The sequence below is a fragment of the Sulfurospirillum diekertiae genome (genome assembly GCF_002309535.1).
GTDB classification, from domain to species: domain Bacteria; phylum Campylobacterota; class Campylobacteria; order Campylobacterales; family Sulfurospirillaceae; genus Sulfurospirillum; species Sulfurospirillum diekertiae.
Genome location: NZ_CP023275.1, coordinates 1109327 through 1132590, shown reverse-complemented (window position 1 = coordinate 1132590; position 23264 = coordinate 1109327). Strand labels below are relative to the sequence as shown.

26 protein-coding genes are annotated in these 23264 nt (G+C 40.3%); 9 read left to right on the top strand and 17 right to left on the bottom strand.

Features of this window, described 5'->3' with window-relative positions; all coding sequences use genetic code 11:
• Window positions 1-5: 5 nt before the first annotated feature.
• The 4 genes from SJPD1_RS05840 to SJPD1_RS05825 are packed head-to-tail and all read right to left on the bottom strand — an operon-like array spanning window position 6 to window position 4636.
• Window positions 6-674: a lipid-binding SYLF domain-containing protein gene (locus SJPD1_RS05840; protein ID WP_096046382.1), complete on the bottom strand. Its 669-nt coding sequence runs from the start codon at window positions 672-674 to the stop codon at window positions 6-8.
• Window positions 655-2460: an ABC transporter ATP-binding protein gene (locus SJPD1_RS05835; RefSeq protein ID WP_096046381.1), complete on the bottom strand. Its 1806-nt coding sequence runs from the start codon at window positions 2458-2460 to the stop codon at window positions 655-657. Before SJPD1_RS05835 ends, SJPD1_RS05840 begins: the two co-directional genes overlap by 20 nt.
• Window positions 2461-2517: 57 nt before the next feature.
• Window positions 2518-4071, bottom strand: coding sequence for a ribonuclease Y (gene rny, locus SJPD1_RS05830; protein WP_096046380.1), 1554 nt, complete (start codon window positions 4069-4071; stop codon window positions 2518-2520).
• A complete protein-coding gene (locus SJPD1_RS05825; protein WP_226372253.1) occupies window positions 3980-4636 on the bottom strand; it encodes a 5-formyltetrahydrofolate cyclo-ligase in 657 nt (218 codons plus the stop codon). The genes rny and SJPD1_RS05825 overlap by 92 nt, the downstream gene beginning before the upstream one ends.
• Before the next feature lie 64 nt (window positions 4637-4700).
• Between SJPD1_RS05825 and SJPD1_RS05820 the strand changes: the two genes are divergently transcribed.
• The 5 genes from SJPD1_RS05820 to acpS all read left to right on the top strand — a co-directional run bounded on the left by SJPD1_RS05820 (window position 4701) and on the right by acpS (window position 8455).
• Window positions 4701-5249: a TlpA family protein disulfide reductase gene (locus SJPD1_RS05820; RefSeq protein WP_096046378.1), complete on the top strand. Its 549-nt coding sequence runs from the start codon at window positions 4701-4703 to the stop codon at window positions 5247-5249.
• Window positions 5249-6136, top strand: a complete 888-nt coding sequence (gene ftsY / locus SJPD1_RS05815) for a signal recognition particle-docking protein FtsY (RefSeq protein WP_096046377.1) — start codon at window positions 5249-5251, stop codon at window positions 6134-6136. Before SJPD1_RS05820 ends, ftsY begins: the two co-directional genes overlap by 1 nt.
• Window positions 6129-7484: a DNA repair protein RadA gene (gene radA / locus SJPD1_RS05810; protein WP_096046376.1), complete on the top strand. Its 1356-nt coding sequence runs from the start codon at window positions 6129-6131 to the stop codon at window positions 7482-7484. The genes ftsY and radA overlap by 8 nt, the downstream gene beginning before the upstream one ends.
• Before the next feature lie 63 nt (window positions 7485-7547).
• Entirely contained in the window at window positions 7548-8084 is a 537-nt protein-coding gene (fliL, locus tag SJPD1_RS05805; protein WP_096046375.1) for a flagellar basal body-associated protein FliL, read from the top strand.
• On the top strand, window positions 8081-8455 hold the full coding sequence (acpS, locus tag SJPD1_RS05800) for a holo-ACP synthase (RefSeq protein WP_096046374.1): 375 nt from the start codon (window positions 8081-8083) through the stop codon (window positions 8453-8455). Before fliL ends, acpS begins: the two co-directional genes overlap by 4 nt.
• Here acpS and thiS read toward each other — a convergent pair.
• From thiS to ruvX, 5 genes are read right to left on the bottom strand one after another with little or no spacing between them, the layout of a single operon-like run.
• Window positions 8452-8652 carry a sulfur carrier protein ThiS gene (gene thiS, locus SJPD1_RS05795; protein ID WP_096046373.1) on the bottom strand — a complete coding sequence of 67 codons (201 nt, stop codon included), beginning with the start codon at window positions 8650-8652 and terminating at the stop codon, window positions 8452-8454. The two genes, acpS and thiS, sit on opposite strands and share 4 nt — an antisense overlap.
• Window positions 8652-9677: an SAM-dependent methyltransferase gene (locus SJPD1_RS05790; RefSeq protein ID WP_096046372.1), complete on the bottom strand. Its 1026-nt coding sequence runs from the start codon at window positions 9675-9677 to the stop codon at window positions 8652-8654. The genes thiS and SJPD1_RS05790 overlap by 1 nt, the downstream gene beginning before the upstream one ends.
• A 9-nt stretch (window positions 9678-9686) precedes the next feature.
• Entirely contained in the window at window positions 9687-10874 is a 1188-nt protein-coding gene (locus tag SJPD1_RS05785) for an aspartate aminotransferase family protein (RefSeq protein ID WP_210394420.1), read from the bottom strand.
• A gap of 42 nt (window positions 10875-10916) precedes the next feature.
• Entirely contained in the window at window positions 10917-11525 is a 609-nt protein-coding gene (locus SJPD1_RS05780; protein WP_096046370.1) for a trimeric intracellular cation channel family protein, read from the bottom strand.
• Entirely contained in the window at window positions 11518-11925 is a 408-nt protein-coding gene (ruvX, locus tag SJPD1_RS05775; RefSeq protein WP_096046369.1) for a Holliday junction resolvase RuvX, read from the bottom strand. Before ruvX ends, SJPD1_RS05780 begins: the two co-directional genes overlap by 8 nt.
• Before the next feature lie 269 nt (window positions 11926-12194).
• Here ruvX and SJPD1_RS05770 point away from each other — a divergent pair, with 269 nt between their 5' ends.
• Entirely contained in the window at window positions 12195-13385 is a 1191-nt protein-coding gene (locus SJPD1_RS05770) for an L-serine ammonia-lyase (protein ID WP_096046368.1), read from the top strand.
• 21 nt (window positions 13386-13406) lie between these two features.
• Here the strand turns inward: SJPD1_RS05770 and SJPD1_RS05765 are convergent, their stop codons facing one another.
• The 8 genes from SJPD1_RS05765 to ilvC all read right to left on the bottom strand — a co-directional run bounded on the left by SJPD1_RS05765 (window position 13407) and on the right by ilvC (window position 19345).
• Window positions 13407-13931, bottom strand: coding sequence for a hypothetical protein (locus tag SJPD1_RS05765; protein WP_096046367.1), 525 nt, complete (start codon window positions 13929-13931; stop codon window positions 13407-13409).
• A gap of 30 nt (window positions 13932-13961) precedes the next feature.
• Window positions 13962-14429 (bottom strand): YbaK/EbsC family protein, encoded by a 468-nt coding sequence (locus SJPD1_RS05760; protein ID WP_096046366.1) that lies wholly within the window; start codon window positions 14427-14429, stop codon window positions 13962-13964.
• A gap of 24 nt (window positions 14430-14453) precedes the next feature.
• Window positions 14454-15257 (bottom strand): sulfite exporter TauE/SafE family protein, encoded by an 804-nt coding sequence (locus tag SJPD1_RS05755; RefSeq protein WP_096046365.1) that lies wholly within the window; start codon window positions 15255-15257, stop codon window positions 14454-14456.
• Window positions 15258-15266: 9 nt separating this feature from the next.
• On the bottom strand, window positions 15267-16037 hold the full coding sequence (locus SJPD1_RS05750; RefSeq protein ID WP_096046364.1) for a DNA-processing protein DprA: 771 nt from the start codon (window positions 16035-16037) through the stop codon (window positions 15267-15269).
• Window positions 16037-17179, bottom strand: coding sequence for a divergent polysaccharide deacetylase family protein (locus SJPD1_RS05745; RefSeq protein ID WP_096046363.1), 1143 nt, complete (start codon window positions 17177-17179; stop codon window positions 16037-16039). Before SJPD1_RS05745 ends, SJPD1_RS05750 begins: the two co-directional genes overlap by 1 nt.
• A gap of 8 nt (window positions 17180-17187) precedes the next feature.
• Window positions 17188-17427: a cell division topological specificity factor MinE gene (minE, locus tag SJPD1_RS05740; protein ID WP_096046362.1), complete on the bottom strand. Its 240-nt coding sequence runs from the start codon at window positions 17425-17427 to the stop codon at window positions 17188-17190.
• Complete coding sequence (gene minD, locus SJPD1_RS05735) at window positions 17424-18233, bottom strand: septum site-determining protein MinD (protein ID WP_088437305.1); 810 nt, start codon at window positions 18231-18233, stop codon at window positions 17424-17426. The genes minE and minD overlap by 4 nt, the downstream gene beginning before the upstream one ends.
• Window positions 18234-18322: 89 nt before the next feature.
• Entirely contained in the window at window positions 18323-19345 is a 1023-nt protein-coding gene (gene ilvC, locus SJPD1_RS05730; RefSeq protein WP_096046361.1) for a ketol-acid reductoisomerase, read from the bottom strand.
• A 140-nt stretch (window positions 19346-19485) separates the two neighbouring features.
• Here ilvC and SJPD1_RS05725 point away from each other — a divergent pair, with 140 nt between their 5' ends.
• The 3 genes from SJPD1_RS05725 to holA are packed head-to-tail and all read left to right on the top strand — an operon-like array spanning window position 19486 to window position 23220.
• Window positions 19486-20298 (top strand): HDOD domain-containing protein, encoded by an 813-nt coding sequence (locus SJPD1_RS05725; RefSeq protein ID WP_096046360.1) that lies wholly within the window; start codon window positions 19486-19488, stop codon window positions 20296-20298.
• Window positions 20295-22241: an RNB domain-containing ribonuclease gene (locus tag SJPD1_RS05720; protein ID WP_096046359.1), complete on the top strand. Its 1947-nt coding sequence runs from the start codon at window positions 20295-20297 to the stop codon at window positions 22239-22241. Before SJPD1_RS05725 ends, SJPD1_RS05720 begins: the two co-directional genes overlap by 4 nt.
• Window positions 22234-23220: a DNA polymerase III subunit delta gene (holA, locus tag SJPD1_RS05715; protein ID WP_096046358.1), complete on the top strand. Its 987-nt coding sequence runs from the start codon at window positions 22234-22236 to the stop codon at window positions 23218-23220. Before SJPD1_RS05720 ends, holA begins: the two co-directional genes overlap by 8 nt.
• The last annotated feature ends 44 nt before the right edge of the window (window positions 23221-23264 follow it).

Below are 23264 nucleotides of genomic sequence, written 5' to 3'. Positions count from 1 at the left end.
AATCCTTAATAGCTCGTAAGCTTTCGTACTGCTTTGAGAAAATCCTCAATCGCATACGATGAAAGCAATCCATCAGACTCAATAATTTGAGCCGGCGTTATGTTATTGCCATACAACTCAATGTTTTCATCGTAGTCATGATTCATAACCGAGCCATCGAACGAAACACCCACAAAAGCACCTTGTGTTTTGGTATAAGAATAGACCTCTGATTTAAAGTCTGGTTCACTTCCTCTTCCTGCACTATCTCCCGCAGGACCTGCAGCAACAGAAGCATCAACACCCAGTGTGATTTTATTGTTCATCAACTTTTGAACACTATCGGTACTTTCAAAGATCATCAAGATATCTTTTTTCTCAACACCCAGTTGAAAACCAAGTCCCGCTCCACCAAGTTTCACAAAAAATGGATAGCTCCATGAGCCGTCGCTTCGACGGACAACCATAACACCATTGCCTGTTTTTCCGCCAAGGAAGATACTAATTTCTATTGTACCTGGAAAAATGGCAATCGCTTGAGCCTTATCCAAAACTTTTTGAGGAATTCTAATCTTAGAATCACGCATCATGTTTTTAAGTGCATTGGACGAATCCAGTAATTTTTCCTCTGCTGAACCATACAGTGTTGTGGAAATCACTAGTCCCACTATTAAACTAAACCATAGTTTTTTCATCCTGTTTACTCCTTCTATTTTGTGTCACATAGTCAAAAAAAGCACCCTCTTGTCGCATCAGTTCTTCTTGCGTTCCCGACTCGACAATTTTTCCTTTATCCATAACATAAATAAAATCAGCCTTTTTGATGGTGCTCAGCCTATGCGCAATGATAATGGTCGTTTTACCGGCAAGGTAATTTTCCAAAGCATTAAATAACTTAGCCTCCGTATGAACATCGAGTGCCGAAGTTGATTCATCCAAAATGACCACATTGGGGTTTTGCAAGACCATGCGCGCAATCGATAAGCGTTGTCGTTGACCACCTGAGAGCTTAATGCCATGTTTGCCAATTTGCGTTTGTAAACCATCCCTAAGCTCTTCAACAAAATGATCAAGTTGGGCTATTTGAAGTGCATCACGCACCAATGCAGGATCTATTTTCTCATCAATCATCAAATTTTGAGCCATAGAAGCATTGAAAAGTTGTGGATTTTGTAAGACTAAAAAAAGATGCTCACGGACCACATCAAGCCCGATCTCTTTCACCGAAATACCATCAAATAAAATATCACCCTCGTCCAAAGGATAAAGCCCCACCAGTAAATGCGCCAGTGTCGTTTTACCACTCCCACTTGCCCCTATTATAGCAATTTTTGAGCCTTTGGCGATAGAAAGGTTAATGTCCTCAAGAATTTTTTTACCGCCATCGTAGCCAAAACTCAGATGCTTCACGTCAATGGCATTGGTACTATTTTTCGTAAAAGGATTCTTTACATGTAAACCGTGTTCTTCCGTTTTAAGCGCTAAAATTTCATTGATGCGATCCAATGCTTTACGTGCATTATGATACGAATATTGGATATTTAAAATATCCTGTATAGGCGCCATCATCACCCAAAGATAACCAAAGATGGAAAGCATTGCACCGATACTAAGGTCAGAATAGGCAACAACAAAAATACTCGCTGCACGAAAGAGCTCAAAGCCTGAAAGAAAGATGAGAAACGAAAGACGATTGGCACCATCGCTTTTATATCCAAAAACAATGGAACGCTCTTTAATGTTCTTAGCTTGCTCTTCCACTTGACCAAAAAAGAGTTTTTCTTTGTTCGTAGCGCGAATTTGCACAAACATGTCGAGTGTTTCTGAAAGGGTGTCTTGGAAAAGCTCAAATGCTTGGTTCTGCTCTTTTTTGAGCTTAGCCACTTTTTTAGCAAGTTTGGTTGTAAAAAGAATGACCACAGGATTGAGCACTAAAATAAAAAGTCCCAATTGCCAATGGATCATTAATAGTACAGCCCCCACCCCCAAAATAGTCAACACTGAAATAATTAATCGGCTAACAAATGACCCTAAAAAATTATCAATAGTTTCAATATCGGTCACCAACAAAGAGGCAGCTTTGCCTGAGCCAAAAAATTCAAATTGATTCATTGCCACATGGCTTAAATGTCTCAAAACTACTTCACGTATTTTAAATGCAATATTTTTGGAGATAATGGTGAAAATTTTAGTCTGCCAATAATTCAGTAAAAAGAAGAAAAAACGAAGTAGCACAACACAAAACAACACAGAAACGATGTAAACATAAGCAGGATTAACATGCCCCAAAAGAGTATCAATACTCTGTGTTACAAACCCTTTTTTTCCAAGAAGAACTTCATCAATTATCATTGGCATCAAAAGAGGTACGGGAGTATTGACAACAACCGCTAAAAAAGCAATGATATTGGCAAAAATGAGCTCTTTTTTATAGTGTTTAAGTTCATGAAAAAGGGTTTTGAAGGTGTAAAGTGTCTGCATTAACGTTCCATACATCAGGATTACATGTAAAGGCAAGACCTTTACATGTAAAAGCTTTTAGCGCGCGAAATCAATAGCGCGAATTTCTCGAATGACGTTAACTTTAATCTCACCAGGATATTGAACTTTGCTCTCAATCTCTTGCGCAATCTCTTTTGCAAGCAATACAGCTTCATCATCATTAATCAGTTTAGCATTGGCAATAACACGAATTTCACGACCCGCATTAATCGCATACACTTGTTTAATGCCCGGTTTACTTTTAGCAATATCTTCAATATCTTGAACACGTTTTAAGAAGCTCTCAAGAACCTCACGTCTTGCACCTGGACGGGCTGCAGAGAGTGTATCGGCAGCACACACAGCCGCTGATTCAACGGAAGTAGGCTCTTCATGTCCATGGTGTGCAAAAATAGCGTTAATAACGACATCATGCTCTTTATAACGACGACAAATCTCAGCACCCAAATCAACGTGGCTACCCGCTGTTTCATGTGTCAAGGCTTTACCGATATCGTGTAAGATACCAGCTCTTCGTGCCAACAACACATCGCCACCTGTTTCAGCGGCGATAATACCCGCAAGGTGTGCCACTTCAAGGGAGTGACCGAGTGCATTTTGACCATAACTCGCTCTAAATTTAAGACGACCGATCAATTTGATCAGCTCTGGATGCATTTTTGAAAGACCAAGATCAATAATAATATTTTCACCCTCTTCCATCAACCCTTGGTCAAACTCATCTTTGACTTTCTCATAAATACCTTCAATACGCGCAGGCTGAATTCTGCCATCTTGTACCAAAAGCTCAATGACTTTCGTCGCAATAGCACGACGGTAAAGGTTAAAGCTACTTAAGATAATCGCATTAGGCGTATCATCAATAATAATATCAACACCCAAAAGCATCTCAAGGGTTTTGATATTACGACCCTCTTTACCAATGATGCGCCCTTTGAGTTCATCATCTTTGATATTCACAACATTGATCAAACGTTCCGCCGCAAATTCACCTGCGAAACGGGTCGTTGCTTGCGCTAAAATATAGTTCACACGACGTTTAATGTCTTGTTTGGCCTCTTCTTCAAGGCGTCTTACAGTATGCGCGATCTCAGCGCGTGACTGCTCTTCAACTTTGGCTAAAACAATCTCTTTCGCTTCACTTTGAGTCAAACCCGATGAACGCTCAAGAACCAATAATGCTTCATTTACTTTAGAGTTATACTCTTCTTTAAGCTGATTTCCTTCTTCAAATAAAGAGGTTGCCGTGGATTGTAACTGTTGTAAATCTTCACGTTCTTTCGTGATTTTTTTGAATTCTTCTTTATAACTACGCTCTTTTTTCTCAAGATCGAGCATCTTGTCAGAGTGCTCTTTTTTAAGCGTGATCGTACGGTCTTCGTATTTGCGTTTAGCCTCTAATTCGGCTTCCTTGACCTTGATGTTACTACTGCTGAGGATTAACTCCGCTTCGTGTTCAATGGCTTTCGCTTTAGTCCTTGCTTGGGCAACGTGTATCTCATAATTTGCAGCTTCCATCTTTTTTGCGATGAAAAATCCTGCAACGCCGCTTAGTGCAGCTCCACCGACCGCTAGTGACTCTAGAACCATTTGTCCCTCTTTTGATAATAGTTTTATAAGGGGTTAAATAAATATCTGCTGCAATATCATGTTCTTCTGATACAAGGCTTTGCGTCATACAAAACTCCTTTTGAACAAATGCTATTGGAGGTTTTGGCACAAGAGACTCGAAAAATCGATCATACATCCCTTTTCCAAAACCAATTCTTTTGAATGCCCCATCAACCCCTATGACGGGCACTATCGCAAAATCAATTTTTGGTTTAACAGCAAACGAATTTTTAGGCTCTTTGATGTTAAATTTTTTTGTACTCAAAGGCAGTCTCCATTTTACCATCTTGAAACTGACGCCTTCCATAAACGGAACATAGACCTTATATTTTCTTCGTCTACATGTAGCGATAACACCGTTTATATTGGCCTCAATGGGCAGTGGAGCATAGAGTAAAACAGAGCGAATTTTAAGGTGCTTTAAGAGGCTCAAAATATTTTTTTCCACTATTTTATCACGCTTGTAACTAGTGCGGATAGAGCAGAGTTTCGCTCGTGCATAGGTGCGAAATTCTGATTTTGTTTCAAACTTAATTTTTTGCATTGTTGTCACTTTAAGGCTTGTTTGACTACAATAATATCCTTTATAATATAAAAAAAGGATATGAATGAAGTTTTGGTTTGCTCTGTTTATCGCGTCCTCAATGCTCTTTTTTAATGGCTGTTCTTCGGATAAGAAAAAAACGGAAGAGAAGTCTGAAAAAGTACAAGAAGAGGTTAAAAATGAAAAAATTGTACTTCAAGATATTACTGGCAAGCAAATTGTTGTCACTCCCATTGAAAAAGGATTTAGCTTTGAAGGTTATGAAGACAAGGTTGTTTTAGTCAACTTCTTCACGACATGGTGTCCGCCGTGTAAAGCTGAAATTCCTCATTTGATCAATCTTCAAGAAAAATATAAAGAAAACTTCGTCATTATCAGTGTTCTCTTAGAGGAGAACAAATCGAATGAAGAAATTAGTAATTTTATGAAATACAACAACATTAACTATATTATCACCAACAGTATTGAAAATTTTAAGTTTGCACAAAGTGCAGGCGGTGTTAAAAATATTCCTTTGATGTTTTTGTATGACAAAAATGGTAAATACTCTACCCATTACGTAGGGGCAATTCCCGAAGAGATGATCGATGCTGACATCAAAAAAGTCCTCTAATGTTTAGTTTTATTAAAAAAGGGCTCGATAAAACACTCGGCGCCATCAAAGAGATTCTTCCCGAAAAAGTTGAAAAAATTGATAAGACGCTTTTGGAGGAAATTTTAATTGAATCGGACATTCCTTACGAACTCGTTGAAGAGATCATTTACTATCTTCCGCCATCTCAAAATGTGGCACGCGAAGATGTCAAACGCGTCTTAAAAGCCTACTTCAAATACAACACTTCACCTTTACATGTAAACGAGCAAAACCCTTTTGTTGAGCTGGTCATCGGTGTCAATGGTGCAGGAAAAACCACAACGATTGCCAAATTAGCGCACAACTATAAAAAAGAGAACCAAAGTGTGCTTTTAGGCGCGGCCGATACCTTTAGAGCCGCCGCCATAGAACAACTGAAAAGCTGGGCGGATAAAATTGATGTGGGCATCATCTACACGCAACAAGGACACGACCCTTCAGCTGTCGCGTACGATACCATCAGTTCAGCCATTGCTAAAAAGATTGATCATGTCATCATTGACACGGCGGGTCGTTTACACAACCAAGTCAATCTTGCCAATGAACTGAAAAAAATTGTGCGTATCTGCGATAAAGCCCTTACAGGAGCACCTCACCGCAAAATTCTCATTTTAGATGGCACGCAAGGGACTTCTGCTATTAACCAAGCTAAAGCCTTTCATGAGATGATTAACATCGATGCTATCATCATCACAAAGCTTGATGGTACGGCAAAAGGTGGCTCACTCTTTGGTATTGCAAAAGCGTTAGAACTTCCTATCATTTACGTAGGCGTGGGTGAAGGCAAAGACGATCTGATTCCTTTTAATGCCGATGATTATATCGATACGATTTTAGACTCTATTTTTACGAATACTAATGGCTAAGAAACAGATTCTTTTTGAGTGCCAAGCGTGTGGTCACCAAAGTGCCAAGTGGCTTGGTAAATGCCCAAATTGTGGAGCATGGGATCAGTATATTGAGCTGAGTGACAAGCAAATCGAAGTTCTTAAAGAGATTAATTCACGACCTACAACCAACACGCAAAGCAACGCTATTCCCATCACCGAAGTCAGTTTTGAGCAGATTGAACGGTACAGTTCGGGTGACCGTGAACTGGATTTGGTCCTTGGTGGAGGCATCGTTCAAGGAAGTCTCACACTGATCGGTGGAAGCCCCGGTGTTGGTAAATCAACCCTACTTCTCAAAATTGCAGGAAATCTTGCCAAAGAGGGAAAAAAAGTTCTCTATGTCAGTGGCGAAGAGTCTTCAAGTCAAATCAAACTTCGTGCCAATCGTGTGGATAGCAATTACCCCAATCTCTACCTTCTCTCCGAAATCAGACTCGATACGATTTTTAAAGAGCTTGAGACACACGCTTTTGAAGTGCTGATCATCGACTCCATTCAAACCATTTACAGTGAGAAAGTAGCCTCAGCCCCTGGAAGTGTCTCTCAAGTTCGTGAGATCACGTTTGAACTGATGCGTTATGGAAAAGATAAGAATATCGCTATTTTTATCATCGGTCACATTACGAAAGAAGGCTCGATTGCTGGGCCTCGTGTCCTTGAACACATGGTCGATACCGTGCTTTACTTTGAAGGCGATTCGTCGCGTGAGCTTCGTTTGCTTCGTGGCTTTAAAAATCGTTTTGGTACGACCAGCGAAGTGGGCATTTTTGAGATGACAAAAGCAGGACTCGTGAGTGCCAAAGACATCTCCAAAAAGTTTTTTACCCGTGGCAAAGCCCAAGCGGGATCGGCCATCACCGTTTTGATGGAAGGTAGCCGTCCGATTGTTTTGGAAGTGCAAGCGTTAGTTAGCGATAGCGGTTATCCCAACCCAAAACGCAGTGCGACAGGGTATGAACTCAACCGACTTACGATGCTTTTAGCGCTTTTGGAGCGCAAACTTGACTTGCCGTTTAACCAATACGATGTCTACATCAACATCGCTGGTGGTATCAAAATCAGCGAAACCTCGGCGGATCTTGCGATTATTGCGGCCATCATTAGCTCGTATCGTAACCGACCTATCAGCAAAGACACGATTTTTATCGGTGAAGTCTCTTTGATTGGCGATGTGCGCGACATTTTCAACCTCGATTTAAGGCTGAAAGAGGCGAAGTCGCAACAGTTTGAAAAAGCAGTTGTTCCTTCGCTTCCTATGGAAACAATCGAAGGCATCAAGTGTTATAATATTGATGAAGTCTCAAAATTGATTGAATGGATGTAAATTTTTTCCATAATCAAACGATATAGAGAAAAATAGTGTTTTACATGTAAAAAGGATTGAAGAATGGCTGGCAAAAAACCGGAAGATGGCGATGTAACCGTTGAAAAAAAACCAAAGAGCAATATGGTTCTCATCATTGTCATTGCATTATTGGTAGTGCTTCTTGTTGGCGGTGGGGCGACTGCATTTTTAATGCTTGGTAGTAGTCATGAAGAAGCAACCGCAACAACGACACAGCAAGACACCAAAGTAGAAAAGAAAAAAAGCAGCAGTAAAAAATCAACCGATCATCTCACCATTGGCCCTATGTACCCGATGGCGCAGTTCGTTGTGAACTTGCTCAGTGAAAGTGGTAACCGCTTTTTAAAAGTTGCTGTTGATTTAGAGCTCAGCGATGTTAAGCTTCAACCGGAGATGGATCATAAAAAATCATTGATCAGAGATATTATCATCCGTACCTTTTCTTCAAAAACCTTTGAAGAGATCAGCACTTTGAAGGGTAAAGATAAACTCAAAGAAGAAGTCCTTGATAAAATCAATGAAAATCTTTCCGATGGACAAGTCAAAAATATCTACTTTACTGACTTCGTGGTTCAATGATCGGCATAGATCTTGTTGAGATTGAACGTATTACCAAACTCAAAGAGCGCTTTGGAGACAAGGCGCTTGCTAAATTTTTAGCTCCTGACGAGATTGCTTTAGCTAAAAGTGATGCGACTGCGGCTGGATTTTACGCGGCGAAAGAGGCGGTTTCGAAAGCGCTGGGAATTGGCATTAGCGCGCAATGTGGATTTATGGATATCAAACTCTACAAAGATGCAAAAAATGCACCCTACTTTACACTTTCACGTCATTTAATCGAAGCGTATGCTATTACCGATCTTGCACTTTCCATCACGCACGATAACGGCTTTGCTATCGCGGTAGCGGTCATTGAAGGCACAAAAAGCACCCGACAGCTTTGGCACTAAGCGCCACCACCGACAAACTGCAAAAACTCGACTTTATCGTTCTGCTCAAGCTCATAGCTTTCCCAGAGCTCTTTTTTGACAACATTCATATTGACAGCGGCCGCCATCACTTTACTCTCAATGCCTAATTCATCCAAAAGCGCTTTAATCGTTTTAGCGTGACTCTCTTTTCTTTCACCATTAATGATTAATTGCATTATGCTTCTCCTTTGCGAAAACATGCCATTTTAAATCGCTCTCCCATAAAAGAAGGGTCGATTAATGTTTTAATACGGTTTAATTCCTGCTCATACTGCTTGGCTGAAACCTTTTGTGCCAAAAGCTCCAAAAGCTCTGTTAAACCAAAATCCACGAGCGCTTTCATCTGAGTGCTATACGCATGAACATGTAGGCCACTTTTTTCAAAAGCATAAAAAAGATGGCTAAAGTTAACATCGTAAGTGATGTCCGAGTTTTCAAAAAAAGTGTTAAAATCGTTTGTTTCTCGAAGCTTCTCTTCGACCAAATCCGTCAGTGCAAAAAATGGATAGACCTGATGGTTGGCATAAATGCGTAGTGAAAAGTCATTTCTTTCTTCTTTATCCCCATAGTCAAACGTTACAAACTCAAAACGTTCACAACAGTGCGCCATTGTATTGGCAAAAGGCTCATAACCCAAACAAAGCTCGCCTTTTGTGATGCCATACTCTTTCGCCTTTGTGGTTGTTTCATCATCCATACTCGCAAAAAAAGCTTTTCCATTTTCGATAAAAAGCATCTGATTTTCGTTGATAAGTTCGCATGAAAACGCATCAAAAATCTCATTGGCAACAAAGAATGCTTCTTTACATGTAAATTCTTCCAAGCACTTTACATGTAAAAGATTGATAGCATCACCAAATGCCTCTTTAAAGTAGTTTTTTTGCATCGTTTGATTCGCAACAAAGGGCTCAACAATGACAAAAGTAAGGGTTTTAAGCAGTTCGGGTTTGAGGGTGTAGATAAACTGAATCATATCAGCCAGCAGATAGCCTTTATGCGCACCGATTTCAACGACATGGCAAGAAGGGCTTAAAAACCCGCTCTCAATCGTTGAAATCAGCCGTTTGGCAATCGAACCACCAAAGAACATACTCGTACTCACAGCGGTGTAAAAATCACCCTCTTTCCCGATGGTTCGCACATTGCGGTAGTAGCCCTCATTACCATAGAGCCACTCTTGCATATAAGCGCTAAATTTCACGTATCTCTTTTATAAAAGCGTTTTACACGCACTCTCTAAGCGTTTAAAGCCTTCATCAATCTCTTCTTTCGAGATGGTAAGTGGTGGTAAAAAACGTAACGTATTTTTACCAGCTTTCAATACTAATAAGCCATTTTCAAATGTTTTTTTAATGATACTTGCCAAAATATCACTACTTGGACACTTAAGACCACGCATAAGACCAAGCCCCTCAACACTTTCAAACAGTGTGGGGAATGCTGCTTGTGTCGCTTTTAGTTTTCCATCAAAATAGATGAGTGCTTCATCCAGCATACCACTTTGCTTGTACTCTTCTAAAATAGCCAATGCTTCTAGTCCTGCACGTGTGGAGAGAAAATTGCCACCAAAGGTACTACCATGATCGCCTGCTTCAAAAATATCTTTATGCTTGGTCACAACTGCACCGATAGGCACACCGCCAGCAAGTCCTTTTGCAAGCGTGATGATGTCTGGTTCAATGTCATAAAGTGATGTTGCCAAAAACTCGCCACTTCGAAAGATACCGCTTTGCACTTCATCGATAATGAGCAAAATCTCTTTTTCTTTCAAAAATTTTGCCAAATCTTGAATATCTTTTTTAGGAAACGCCTTAACACCGCCCTCCCCTTGAACCAGCTCTATCATGACGGCAACCGTCTCATCATCGATGGAGTTATAAAGATCTGCGATCTCTTTAGTATACGCAAATCCCTCAGGATACGGCGCAAAAGCAGTTTGATGAAATTTTTCTTGTCCCGTAGCTTTCACGGTTGTAATGGTTCTGCCATGAAAGGAGTGTTCCAATGTTAGCACTTTGTATTTTTTATTGGCAAATTTTTTCTCACCGTACTTACGTGCCAGTTTAATCGCTCCCTCATTCGCCTCAGCGCCTGAGTTTCCAAAAAAGACTGCCACATCAAAGCCTGTAAGTTCATTGATCTTTTTCGCTAATTTTGCTTGTGGTTCAATCAAATAAAGATTAGAAATATGAATCAAATTGCGTGCTTGGTCGCTTATCGCATCCGCAAGACGTTGATTGCCATGTCCCACACTTACCACACCAATACCGCTCGTAAAATCGATATAATCTCTGCCTTTATCATCAAAAAGCGTTGCATTGATGCCATGTTTAAAATTGACATAGTTTCGCGCATACGTATGCAACACATACTCTTTATCCATTGTTTCAAAATCCATGATTGACTCCTCTAAAAAAACGCCATTATAGCGAAAAAAAACTTACCCAATTTTGGGTAAATTCCACTGTTTATAATACGCTAACAACCGAAGCGCTACACCAAAAGCAAATACCACCATCAACGGCACATATCCGCCAATGTTAAACTGTGCAAACACAAACAAAATTGCACCCACTAAAAGCGAAACCGTGCCGTAAAACTCACTCGTCAATAAAAGAGGAACACGGTTGAGTAAAATATCGCGAATGACACCTCCGCCTACGGCTGTTATCAGTGCCATTAAAACAACGCCAAAGAAGTTAAACTCTACTTGTAACGCAATCAATGCCCCTGAAATAGAAAATGAAACCAATCCTAACGTATCGCTAATGATAAAATAAAATGTCTTCTCAATCTCATCTTTTTTATGTAATTGAAACAAAACACTCAGCCCAATAACTGCAATCACTAAAATAGAAGGCATCAGATGGGTAAAAGTGTAAGGAGAGCGACTTGCCAACATATCGCGTACCAGTCCACCACCGAGTGCTGTTAAAAATGAAGCGATAAAAATACCCAAAAGATCCAATTTTTCTTTCACCGCCACGTAAAAACCGCTCAGTGCAAAAGCGACTGTTCCGATAATTTCTGCAACCTCAAGCTCAACCATGACGCGCCTTTAGAGTATCAAAATAGCGTTCTAAAATCACTTTTGCCGCCATGGAATCAATTCTGCCATCGCGCTTTTGACGGGTAATGCCTTGCATCATCTCTTTGGCTTCATTGCTTGAGCCGTACTCATCTTGAAAGACCACTTCGCCGCTAAATGCCAGCAAACTCACAAAGTGTTTGATGCGCCGCTCCATCTCTTCACTGCTACTGCCACCTTTGGGAAGTCCCACGACCAAAAATTCAATGCTCCATTCGTTTAAAAAAGCATCGACGTCGCGTGCGGCTTGGTCACGATTTTTGCGCAGTATCGCCTCTTGCGGAGACACAATGCCTTCAGCCAAACTAAGTGCCACACCAATACGCTTCAGTCCAATATCAATACTTGCTGTTTTTTTCAAATAGTACTCTTTAGTTCAATAGAGTTCTTGAAGAACTCTTTACACGTCTTTAAAGTAAAGCTCTAAAGACTACGTTAACACTGCGTTTTCTTCGGCAGAAAGCCCACGCACCTTCGCTGCTTTTTCTTCTTGCACAATGAATTTTGCAAGGAGTCTCATATAAATTTATTCTACCGAAGATTGATTTAAAGCGCTCTTTGTGCCTTTACATGTAAAGCATATTCTATGCTATAATCCACCACAATTTTTCGTCGCAAAAGGTATCTCTCATGCAATCCCTCAGATCATTTTACTGTATTGGGCATGGACCCTCTTCCAGCCACACGATGGGACCTTTTAACGCAGGTACACTTTTCAAAAAACGCTTTCCAAATGCTTCTTTATACCGTGTCACTCTTTTTGGCTCACTTGCGGCAACGGGACGTGGTCACTTAACCGATGATGCACTCCGCCAAGCCTTAGCCTCTTCTGGTATTGAAATACTCTTTCGTCCCGACATCACCAAACCCTTTCACTCCAATGGCATGTTTTTTGAAGCGTTTAATGAACAACAAGAACTGCTTGGCTCTTGGGAAGTTTACAGTATAGGTGGTAGTGCGCTCAAAGAAGCAGGAGAAGATCCTATTGCTGAGCCTTCCATTTATCCACTCACAACATTTAATGAGATTATAAAATGGTGCGAAAAAGAGCACAAAGAGCTTTGGCAATATGTCGAAACCTACGAAGGTGAAACAATTTGGGAGTATCTTGCTGAAGTGTGGCAAAGTATGCAAACCACGATTGATCGAGGGCTAAAACAATCAGGTGTTTTACCTGGAATTCTTCAATACCCCAGAAAAGCTCCCATGTTTTTTGCTAAAGCGCGCAAAGAAGAAAAACGTACTCATGGCATCATTTTCGCCTATGCCCTCGCCACCAGTGAAGAGAATGCTTCAGGCAATATTGTCGTCACAGCCCCAACGTGTGGCGCCTGTGGCGTTGTTCCTGCCGTACTTCGTTACCTCAAAGAGCTTTATACGTTAGATCAAACCGACTGTTTACGCGCACTTGCCGTTGCTGGACTTCTGGGGAATATCGTTAAATTCAATGGTTCCATTTCAGGTGCAGAAGTGGGATGTCAAGGTGAAGTGGGTGTCGCGTGTTCAATGGCGGCAGGCATGGCATCGTACCTTTTTGGAGGCAATTTACAGCAGATTGATTACGCGGCAGAGATGGGACTAGAACACCATCTTGGTATGACGTGCGACCCCATAGCAGGCTACGTACAAGTGCCTTGTATTGAGCGCAATGCCGTAGCGGCGATTCGCGCCGTTGATGCGGCAGAATACACTTCCTATACCGATGGAACACATAAAGTCAGTTTTGATGAGATTATTCAAACGATGGTCGAAACAGGCAAAGATATGAACACCAACTACAAAGAGACCTCACTCGGAGGTTTGGCGAAACACTATCTTTAAAGTGTTACATGTAAAGATAATTTACGGGCATTTCAAATACTCAAACCGTGTATCATCCCACAAGGCCTTCGCATCGTAATTAAGAATGAGTCCATCGCCACGCGTCACACCATTTTCAACCAAATATTTTGGATAATAGGTTGGCTTTCCTAGCTTTTCAAGGAAATTACAGCTTGATTTCATATCATCCAACCTTGCACGCAAAGCTTCTGCAAACTGATTACGTTTAGTAGCATCCAGTGGTCCAAAAATTTCAGTTTTGAGCGTATCTAAGGATTGACGTGTGCTTTTGTCCACCACACGTGCGCTATCAAAATAACCATACGCCGTAGCCACCAAGTAAAGCTCAACAGCTTGTGGGTATTTTTCTTCCTCAATACATTTAGCGCTTGATTTAAACAGATCAACAGGAGTATGGCTATTTTTAATTTCAATACGTTCCATACAGCTACCTACAGCCACAAGAGGCTGGTTTTCGTCAAAAAGATTGCTTGCACACACAAGTAATGATGGAATCAAAAATATCGTTAAAAAAACTTTTTGCATTATATATTCCTCTTTACATGTAAACGAGTCTTACCAGTTTTTACAAACATCTACCCAACCTAACGCTTTAGAATGAACCTCTAATGACTTTAAATCTAAAGCAATCGCGCTATTGGCACTTCCTGCTGCTGGGTAGACCACATCAAAGCGCTTGAGCGAAATGTCCAAATAGATATGCACATGAGTATTGACCCCAAACGGACAGACACCACCAATGGCATGTCCGATAAGTGGCTCTACATCTTCTACTTTCAACATTTTAGCTTTCATGTTAAAATGCTCTTTAAACTTTTGATTATCGACTTTAGCATCACCTGCTGTTACAATCAGTATAGCACTCTCTTCCCCATAAAAAGTAAGGCTTTTAGCAATGCGCTCTGGTGCGCATGCTAATGCAGCAGCGGCAAGTTCAACGGTTGCGCTGGAAACTGCAAACTCAATCACTTGCTCTTCCATATCAAACGTTTTAAAATAAGCTTTAACTTTTTCTATCGCCATCTTAACGCTTTTACATGTAAAGAACTAAAGGACTGATGTCAGCATTTTAATGCTGAGTGTCATTAAAAGCAATGCAAAAATTTTTTTGAGCTTGCCCACAGGAAGTGTATGCGCCATTTTAGCACCTAAAGGAGCCGTAAAATAGCTCACAATGGAGATAAGGACAACGCCAGGGAGATACACAAACCCTAACATCATATCAGCACCTCCTTCTGCGTGCATCAGTCCATTGACAATATAGCCAGCAGTGCCTGCAATAGACAAAGGAAACCCAATGGCAGCAGATGTGGCTATTGCTTTTTTAAGATCCACATTTTGCCAAACAAGATACGGCACGGTAAGAGAACCTCCACCGATAGAAACCAACGCAGAGACAATGCCAATCAATGAACCTACCCCAAAAAGCGATGGTGGCGTTGAAAGCTCACGACTCGGTTTGGGTTTTTTATCGATCGCCATTTGAATGGAAACATAGGCCATAAAGATCGCAAAGAAGATGGCAAGTTGCACTGATTTCATATAAGTCGCTAAAAAGGTTGCCGCAAATGTACCAATGACGACACCTCCTGCCATGTATTTCACGACATTCCACATCACCGCACCTTTTTTGTGGTGTGCCCTCATGCTCGCAAAGGATGTGAAAACAATAGAAGCCATTGAGGTTCCAAGTGCCATGTGGACAACTTGTTCAACGGGAACACCTTGTGCGAGAAAAATGCTTGTTAAGACGGGTACCATTATTCCACCACCACCAATACCAAGTAATCCCGCCATAAAGCCAACGACTAATCCCAAGACTAAAAAAGCAATAATCCACTCAAAACCCATCTGTTTCCTTTATACGCATTTAATGCGTCCATTTTCAACTGCAATTTTACCCAAACATTCATATTCAAATACTTTTTGTGGAAATGTTGCCACTGCTTCAAGGTAAAGAGGATGTGTGTCACAGTAGATCAAAAAATCATCTTTGCTAGGTATATCCACATGACCAAAATGGGCAACAAACGCATCGATGTCATACAGTGGTGTGGCTAATCCCTTGGAGAGAAGCCAGTTAGTACCTTCACTCTCCCCTAAACGATGCGGCAGTACATAGATCGGCTTTTGCATTTTGAGCGCAAATTCAATGCTGTGCATCGTTCCACTTTTCAGATCAGCTTGTGTCACAATCAGTGCTTCGCCCAAAGCAACTACCAATTCGTTACGCAATGGAAAATTCCATTTAAGAGAAGGCTGTCCTGCTTCAAATTGGCTCAGTACCAACCCCTCTTTTTCAATGCCTTCAATCAGCTTTACATGTAAAGAGGGATAGCGAATATCAAGCCCTGTTCCTGCCACCATGATGGTATTGGAAATGCCCGCTGACTGATGGGAAATACCATCAACCCCTTGTGCGCCACCACTGACAATACAGACCCCTGCCAAAGAGAGTTTGTGAGCCAATTCTGCTGTCAATATTTTTGTGTATGTTATGGGGTGTCGTGTGCCGACAATAGAGATTTTAGGGCGCGTCAGAAGATTCGAATTACCAAGATAATAAAGCAGTTTGGGATAGACCTTCATACACTCCAATTCGGGGATATGAAAGTCTATGGTTTGGATCATTATAAATCCTTGAGATAAACCATGTCCACACCTTCTAAAAGATCTTGAGACTCTTTTAATACCTCTAGAGTATTTTTATGTGGATGCCCAATAGCAATCGCATAGCCATGTTTTTTTGCTTTAGCAACGGCTTCTTTTAATTGTGTGCGAATCAAATTTTTATCGAGAGAATTATCTAAAAAGACATCGCGGGAGAAAAGAAACATGTTGTACTTTTTGGTAATTTCAGGCGCTTTCGAATTTCCAGCGGTTCGACTATCAACAAAAATAAGACCATTTTCTTTCATCACTTTAACCAAACGATCCATAGCGTTATAATCTGCCGTAAAAGATCCACCCGTGTGATTATTGTAATAAATAATTTCAGGGAACCACTCTTTAATACGTTTAATTCGCTTTTCAATAACCTCAGTAGAATCAACAGCATTCAAAGTGTCAGGCTCAGGTGAAGAGTAGTTTTTTGATTCCATTGGAAGGTGAATCATTCTGAACTCAAAATCATGAGACAAGCGCACCGTATCTGGGTGTCCTTTTGTTGGTGGGAAAAAGGAAGGTGTCACTTTGTAAGGAATCTCTTTAATGGAACGTGTTTGCCAAGCAAAAGAGACATCATCAATGATAATGGCAAGTCTTGGTGTTGTTCCCTCAGGATATTTCTTGCGAATGACTTCATTAGGGCGTGCAGGTTTGCCACTCTCTTTGAGGCTACGTTCATAATCATGAACTTCAGAGAGTTCTTGCCTTTTACTTTCATTTTCATGAGCAACCATGGTAGCATTTGTTTCATTACTATCAACAGATTTTTCAGTTGGTTGCTGCATTTGCGTTTGATTTTGTTCTGTAACATTTGCTTCAACAGGGGTTGGTGGCGTAGGCAGTTCAGATTGTCGTGCTTTTTCATCATCCAACATCTGCTTCATCTTATGCATTAACTCTTCGCTGGATGTCTCATGCTCTTTTTGAGCTGTTTTATAATAATGTTCGTACGAGGTTGTCATATAGATATAGACACCAAAAGCCGTTAACATAAGTGTTAAAACAAGCATTATAAGCAAACTGTATTTTCTGAGTTGACCCGACTTTATCTCACGAAGAGGTGTGCCCTCTTGTGTATTTTTATTTTCGTTAATTTTTTTTACCATGAATAAACTTACTTTCCAAGAATGACTTCAACTTCTAATAACTCAATATTTTGATTCGTTTGAGAGGTAATCTTTACATCTTCTACGTTAGTATACTTACGAATAACCGCAATAAGATCATTGCGTAAATCGTCCATATACGGCAATTTACAACTGGCTCTCTCATGAGCAAGCATAATTTTTAGGCGGTTTTTTGCCACATCTGCTGTAGGTTTATTGCGTCCAAAGAAACTATCAAACAAACTCATTTGAAAATTCCTTTAAGGGTTGCCATAAGTCCTTTCTTAGCTCGGATATCTAAGAACTCAACCTCTTCACCTAAAATACGTCGAGCAATTCGGCGATAGGCTTCGGCTGAGAGGGATTTGTCTTTATTGACGATAGGTGAGCCTGTGTTGGTAGAAGTAATAATGTCCTCATCATCAGGAACAATACCAATAAGAGGCAGTGCTAAAATGCTTAAAACATCTTCTACACTCAACATATTGCCAGCATCCACCATCTCAGGTTTGATACGGTTAATAATGATATGTTTTTCAACTTCCATACCATTTTTGGCACGTTCACTTTTAGCATCAATAATTCCAATGACACGATCCGCATCACGTACAGAGCTGACATCAGGTGTTGAGACAATGAGTGCACGATCTGCTAGGAAAATAGAGTGTTCAAATCCACTTTCAATACCTGCTGGTGAGTCGATCATCACGATGTCAAAACTCTCTTTGAGATTTTCAATCAACGCTTTGACTTTATCTTTATTCAAAATATCTTTATCTTTGGTTTGACTCGCAGGTAAAAAATAGAGTGTTTTAGACTTTTTATCGTTAATCAAAGCTTGCGCAAGATTACAACGACCTTCCATGACATCAACCACATCATAAACGATGCGGTTTTCAAGACCCAAAATCATATCAAGGTTTCTCAAACCTATGTCAAAGTCAATCGCAACAACTTTTTTGCCTAAATTTGCAAGTCCAACGGCTAGGTTTGCTGTGGTGGTTGATTTACCAACACCACCCTTACCAGACGTCACGGTGATAACAATGCCCATATAACCTCTTTTTTTTAAATTCATAATGTCACAGAAGCAAAGCTCCTATGACATCAAAATGCACCAGTTTTTACTGGTAAAATAATGGATTAGTTTTTGTCTTTATTGATGATTTTTTTAGATGTAATCCAAGGCATCATAGAACGAAGTTTTTCGCCTGTTTTGTTCAAAAGGCTTCTCTCAGTCATAGAACGCTCAGCATTCATACGAGTATATCCTGCTTTTCTCTCTAAAATAAAATCTTTAGCAAAACGACCATCTTGAATTTCAGCCAAAATCTCTTTCATCGCAGCTTTTGATTCAGCATTGATAACACGCTTTCCACTCACATAATCACCGTACTCTGCTGTATTAGAGATAGAGTAACGCATATCGGCAATACCACCTTGGTACATCAAATCGACAATGAGTTTAAGCTCATGTAAACACTCAAAGTAGGCCATTTCAGGCTCATAACCTGCTTCGACCAATGTTTGGAAACCCGCTTCTACAAGTGATGTAACACCACCACAGAGAACTGCTTGCTCACCGAAAAGATCTGTCTCAGTTTCGTCCTTAAAGGTTGTCTCAATAATACCCGTTCTACCACCACCAATACCAGATGCATAACTAAGAGCAATGGCTTTTGCATTGCCAGTTGCATCTTGATCAACAGCGATAAGATCAGGAATACCACCACCGTTTACAAATTCACTTCTTACCGTATGCCCTGGTGCTTTAGGAGCGATCATAATACAGTCGATTCCTTTAGGCGTAATGATTTGACCGTAGTGAATGTTAAAACCATGACCAAAGGCAATCGCTTTACCTGCACTTAAATTGGGTTTAATTTCTGCGGCAAAGACATCGCCTTGTAACTCATCTGGCAATAAAATCATGACAACATCTGCGTATTTGGTTGCTTCACCAACGCTCATTACACGGAAACCTTTTGCTTCCGCTTTTGCCCATGAACTACCCTCTTTTCTAAGACCTACAACGACTTCTACGCCACTATCACGAAGATTTTCTGCATGTGCGTGTCCTTGAGAACCAAAACCGATCATCGCTACTTTCTTAGAGCGAATAACACTTAAATCACAATCTTTGTCATAAAAGACGGTTATTGCCATTTGTCAATCCTTACATGTAATATTAAATGCCGTATTTTACAGAATAGTTACTTAAAAACTTTACATGTAAAAGCACAAAAGGAAACTATAAACCAACACGAGATAGAATTTGGAGATAAACAAATCACTAGGAATCACTTATGGACGAAAATATTTTAAAAAAAGTTAAAGCGCTTCCGCCACTGGATGATACTGTTTTAAAAATACAGCGTATATGTGTCGATAAAAACAGCTCATTAGCCGATCTTGTCAAAGTGGTTGAGAGCGATCCAATGCTGACTGCCAATATCTTAAAATCATCAAATTCACCTCTTTATGGCTTTAGCAGGGAAATCAAAAATATTGCGCATGCGGTATCACTTTTTGGCATGGCAACCGTGCGCGGTTTTGCACTTTCAAGTGCTATTAAACAAAATATCAAAATCGATCTTGCCCCATACCACCTAACCAACGCAACCTTTTTGGAAATTAGCACACTGCAAAGCACCTTCATGTTTAAGTGGTACTCAAAAGTCAATAAAGCGATGCTTGATGTCCTTCAACCTGCCTCTTTTATGATGGAAGTTGGCAAAATCATCATTGCACATGAACTCATAGAACAAGGGAAAGATGCTGCGTTTAAAACGGCTCTTTCTACAATCAAAACACCCGATGAACTCTCTGCCCTTGAAAAAGAGTATGTAGGTTTTTGCAATGAAGAGATTACTGCGAAAATTTTTGAACAGTGGAATTTAGAGAGTGAACTCGTAGAATCCATCAAATTTTCAAACGACCCAGCCAAAGCACAAGAACATATCAGGGCTTTTTCAGCGGCATTGAGTGTCGTAAGAAACAGTATTAATATCTTCGGACAGCTTGACGATATTTCCATCCATCGTTCCCTTAAAATGTTTGACGCATACGGATTAACGCCAGAACCATTTTTACAAACCGTAGAGCAATTTAAACAGTGAAAAACTTTCTTCTCAGCCTTAAAGAGGGGGTGGCACAAAAAGATGTGCCAGCTCCTTTTCTGCCTCATTTTCAAACACTCATCCAACTGCGGGCTCTTATCGCAAAAAATGATCTTTACATCCTTGAACCTTCCCATATTGTGGGAAAAATGGACGTTTCTTTTAGTGGAACAGGCTATTTAAGTTCACTAGAACCCACGCGTTCCAAAGACCTTATTATTGAAGCTTCGGGATTGCATGGTGCCATGCGTGGCGATTTGGTGATTGCCAAACGTATCACCAATAAACGAGGTGGTCGAGCGAAGGCTGTTGTGGTCTACATCGCCCAACGCGCTTTTGCGAAAAGCATTGTTTACACCAAAATGAGCAAAGGCAAAGTGGTTGGTGTTAATGTCAAAAATGAATCTATATTTGAGATCACTGCCAGCCAAAAATCACTCAAGCAACTTCCGCTTGGAAGCATTTTAAAAATCGATAATATCACCAATGCCATCGAAGAAATCTTAGGAACACTTGATGATCCACTGGTCGATGAAAAAATCTCTTTAGCTCTGTTTGATAAAAAAGAGTTTTTTACCAAAGAAGCTGAAACCGAAGCTAAAAGTCATGGTGATTTTGTGGATAAAGCCTACTATCCCAACCGTGTTGATCTCACCGCTTTGCCCTTTTGTACCATCGACCCCGTCGATGCCAAAGACTTTGATGATGCCATCTATTTTGATGTGGATCAACACACACTTTATGTGGCTATTGCCGATGTCAGCGAATATGTTTATGCCATGGGTGCCATCGACAAAGAAGCCATTGAACGTGGTTTTTCGATCTACTTTCCGCACAAGTCCATTCCCATGCTTCCTCGTGCTTTAAGTGAAAATATCTGCTCTTTAAAACCCAATGTGGATCGTCTTGCGTACACCTTTAAAATTGCTCTCGATCCAATTACATGTAAACCCCTAAAAGAAGAACTATTCGAGAGTATTATTCACTCAACAAAGCGCTATACATACGAGAAAATAGACCTTTTCTTGCAAGGTAAAACCAACGATGCGGACGCTGCCGATCAAACGATCTTAAAGTATCTTTTACCGTTACATACACTTACACAAAAATTACGTGATATAAGACTTGAAAACGCCTTTTCATTTCGCTCTTCAGAAGTTCGCATGAGAGTGGATGAACAGCAAAATCTCGTTTCAACTACTATAGAAGAAGAGACCCCTTCACATGGGCTCATTGAAGACTGTATGCTCCTTGCCAATAAAGCAGCTGCAAAGAAGATAGGCTTTGGCATGTTTAGAACCCATGAAAGCCCTTCCTATGAGCGTATGGAGATGCTTTTAAATGACCTTGCACTCATTGGTATCAATGCAAAGCTTAGTGCTGATCTGCCCAAAATGATTCAAGGGATTCAAGCGAAAGCAGATGCACTAGGACTTCGTGAAGAGGTTGACAAACTCATCATTAAAAGCCAAAAAAAGGCCATTTACGAACCTGAAAATAAAGGGCATTTTGGACTTGGGTTTGACATCTATACCCACTTTACTTCTCCGATTCGTCGTTACAGCGACTTAACACTGCACCGTCTTTTAAAAGCAAAACTCTCAAAGGATGAAAAGAAACTGACCTTTTTGCTCAAAGATATTGCGCCCCTATGTGAGCAAATAAGCGCACTAGAGCGAGAGAGTGATAAAGTGGCATGGGATTATATGGATCGTAAATTTGCACGCTATATGGCTTTACATGTAGGCGATAATTTCAAAGCGATTGTCGTCGAAACCGAACAAAATCCGATTGCAAAGTTAAATGATGACCTCAAAGGTGCGCGCATCTTTTTGCTTGACAACGATGTACATTTACTGCAACGCATTGAAGTTAAAATTGTCGAAAGCAATATAGCTACGGCACGCATATATGCCAGAGTCACGAGGAGTTTTGATGTATAGAAGAGAATTTGAAGGACTTTTAAAAGCACAAAAAGCCCCCAAGTCAACTCTTTTGTATGGAGCATGTGCCTATCAAAACAATGTACTAACCCAACAACTTTTGGCTCTTTTAAAGGCGGGGAGTGACGAAAAAGTGATGATGTATTTTGATGAGTATAACTTTACCTCTGCTAAAAATTTTCTTGCGCAATCTTCCCTTTTTGGTGACCGTAACATTCTTATAGTTAAAACCGATAAAACACTTCCGACAAAAGAAGTTGAAACACTGGTTGGACTGTGTACGAAAAATGATTCAAGTTATTTTATCTATCAATATTTTGGTGAAGATAAAAAAGCGACTCCTCTGACCAAACTTTTTGATAAACAAAATGATGGTGTTTTTGTACGTCTCTTTAAAGCAGACTTTAATGAAGCTATTCAGTTACTTCAAAATCATGCTAATACAGTGGGGCTCTCCATTGATCGCTACGCATTACAACAACTCTATATGATTCACACCGAAGATCTTTCATTGTGTGTCAATGAATGCGAAAAGCTTTTGGTGTTGAATAAAGAAATTGGTATCAACGATATCAACACGCATGTTTATGGACTTGGTAGCGTTTCAATGGACGCTTTTATCACGAAATTACTTGAGAAAAAAGATATCAAAGAGGAATTTGAACGCCTTGTTGAAGGTGATGGTGTTGAGGAAATTCGCATTATTAACGCCATTCAAGCACAGGTTTCACAGCTTTTTTTATTTCACGCCTATATTAAATTGTATGGTACATTTGATGCGAAAGCTATTCTTGGATACCCTCTTCCTCCCCAACTTGCCGCACAACGATCCCAACACTCTATAAAGATTGATCTTGCAACGTATCATAAGCTTTCCAACCTATTGATTGATGCTGAATACCGTCTTAAGAAGATAGGTAATGTTGAAAAGACCAGTTACTTACTTTCAAGCTTAATAAAACTTCAAAGTTATTTGTAGTATAATCCCCACCTATTCTAAAAATCCTTACTCAAATACACACT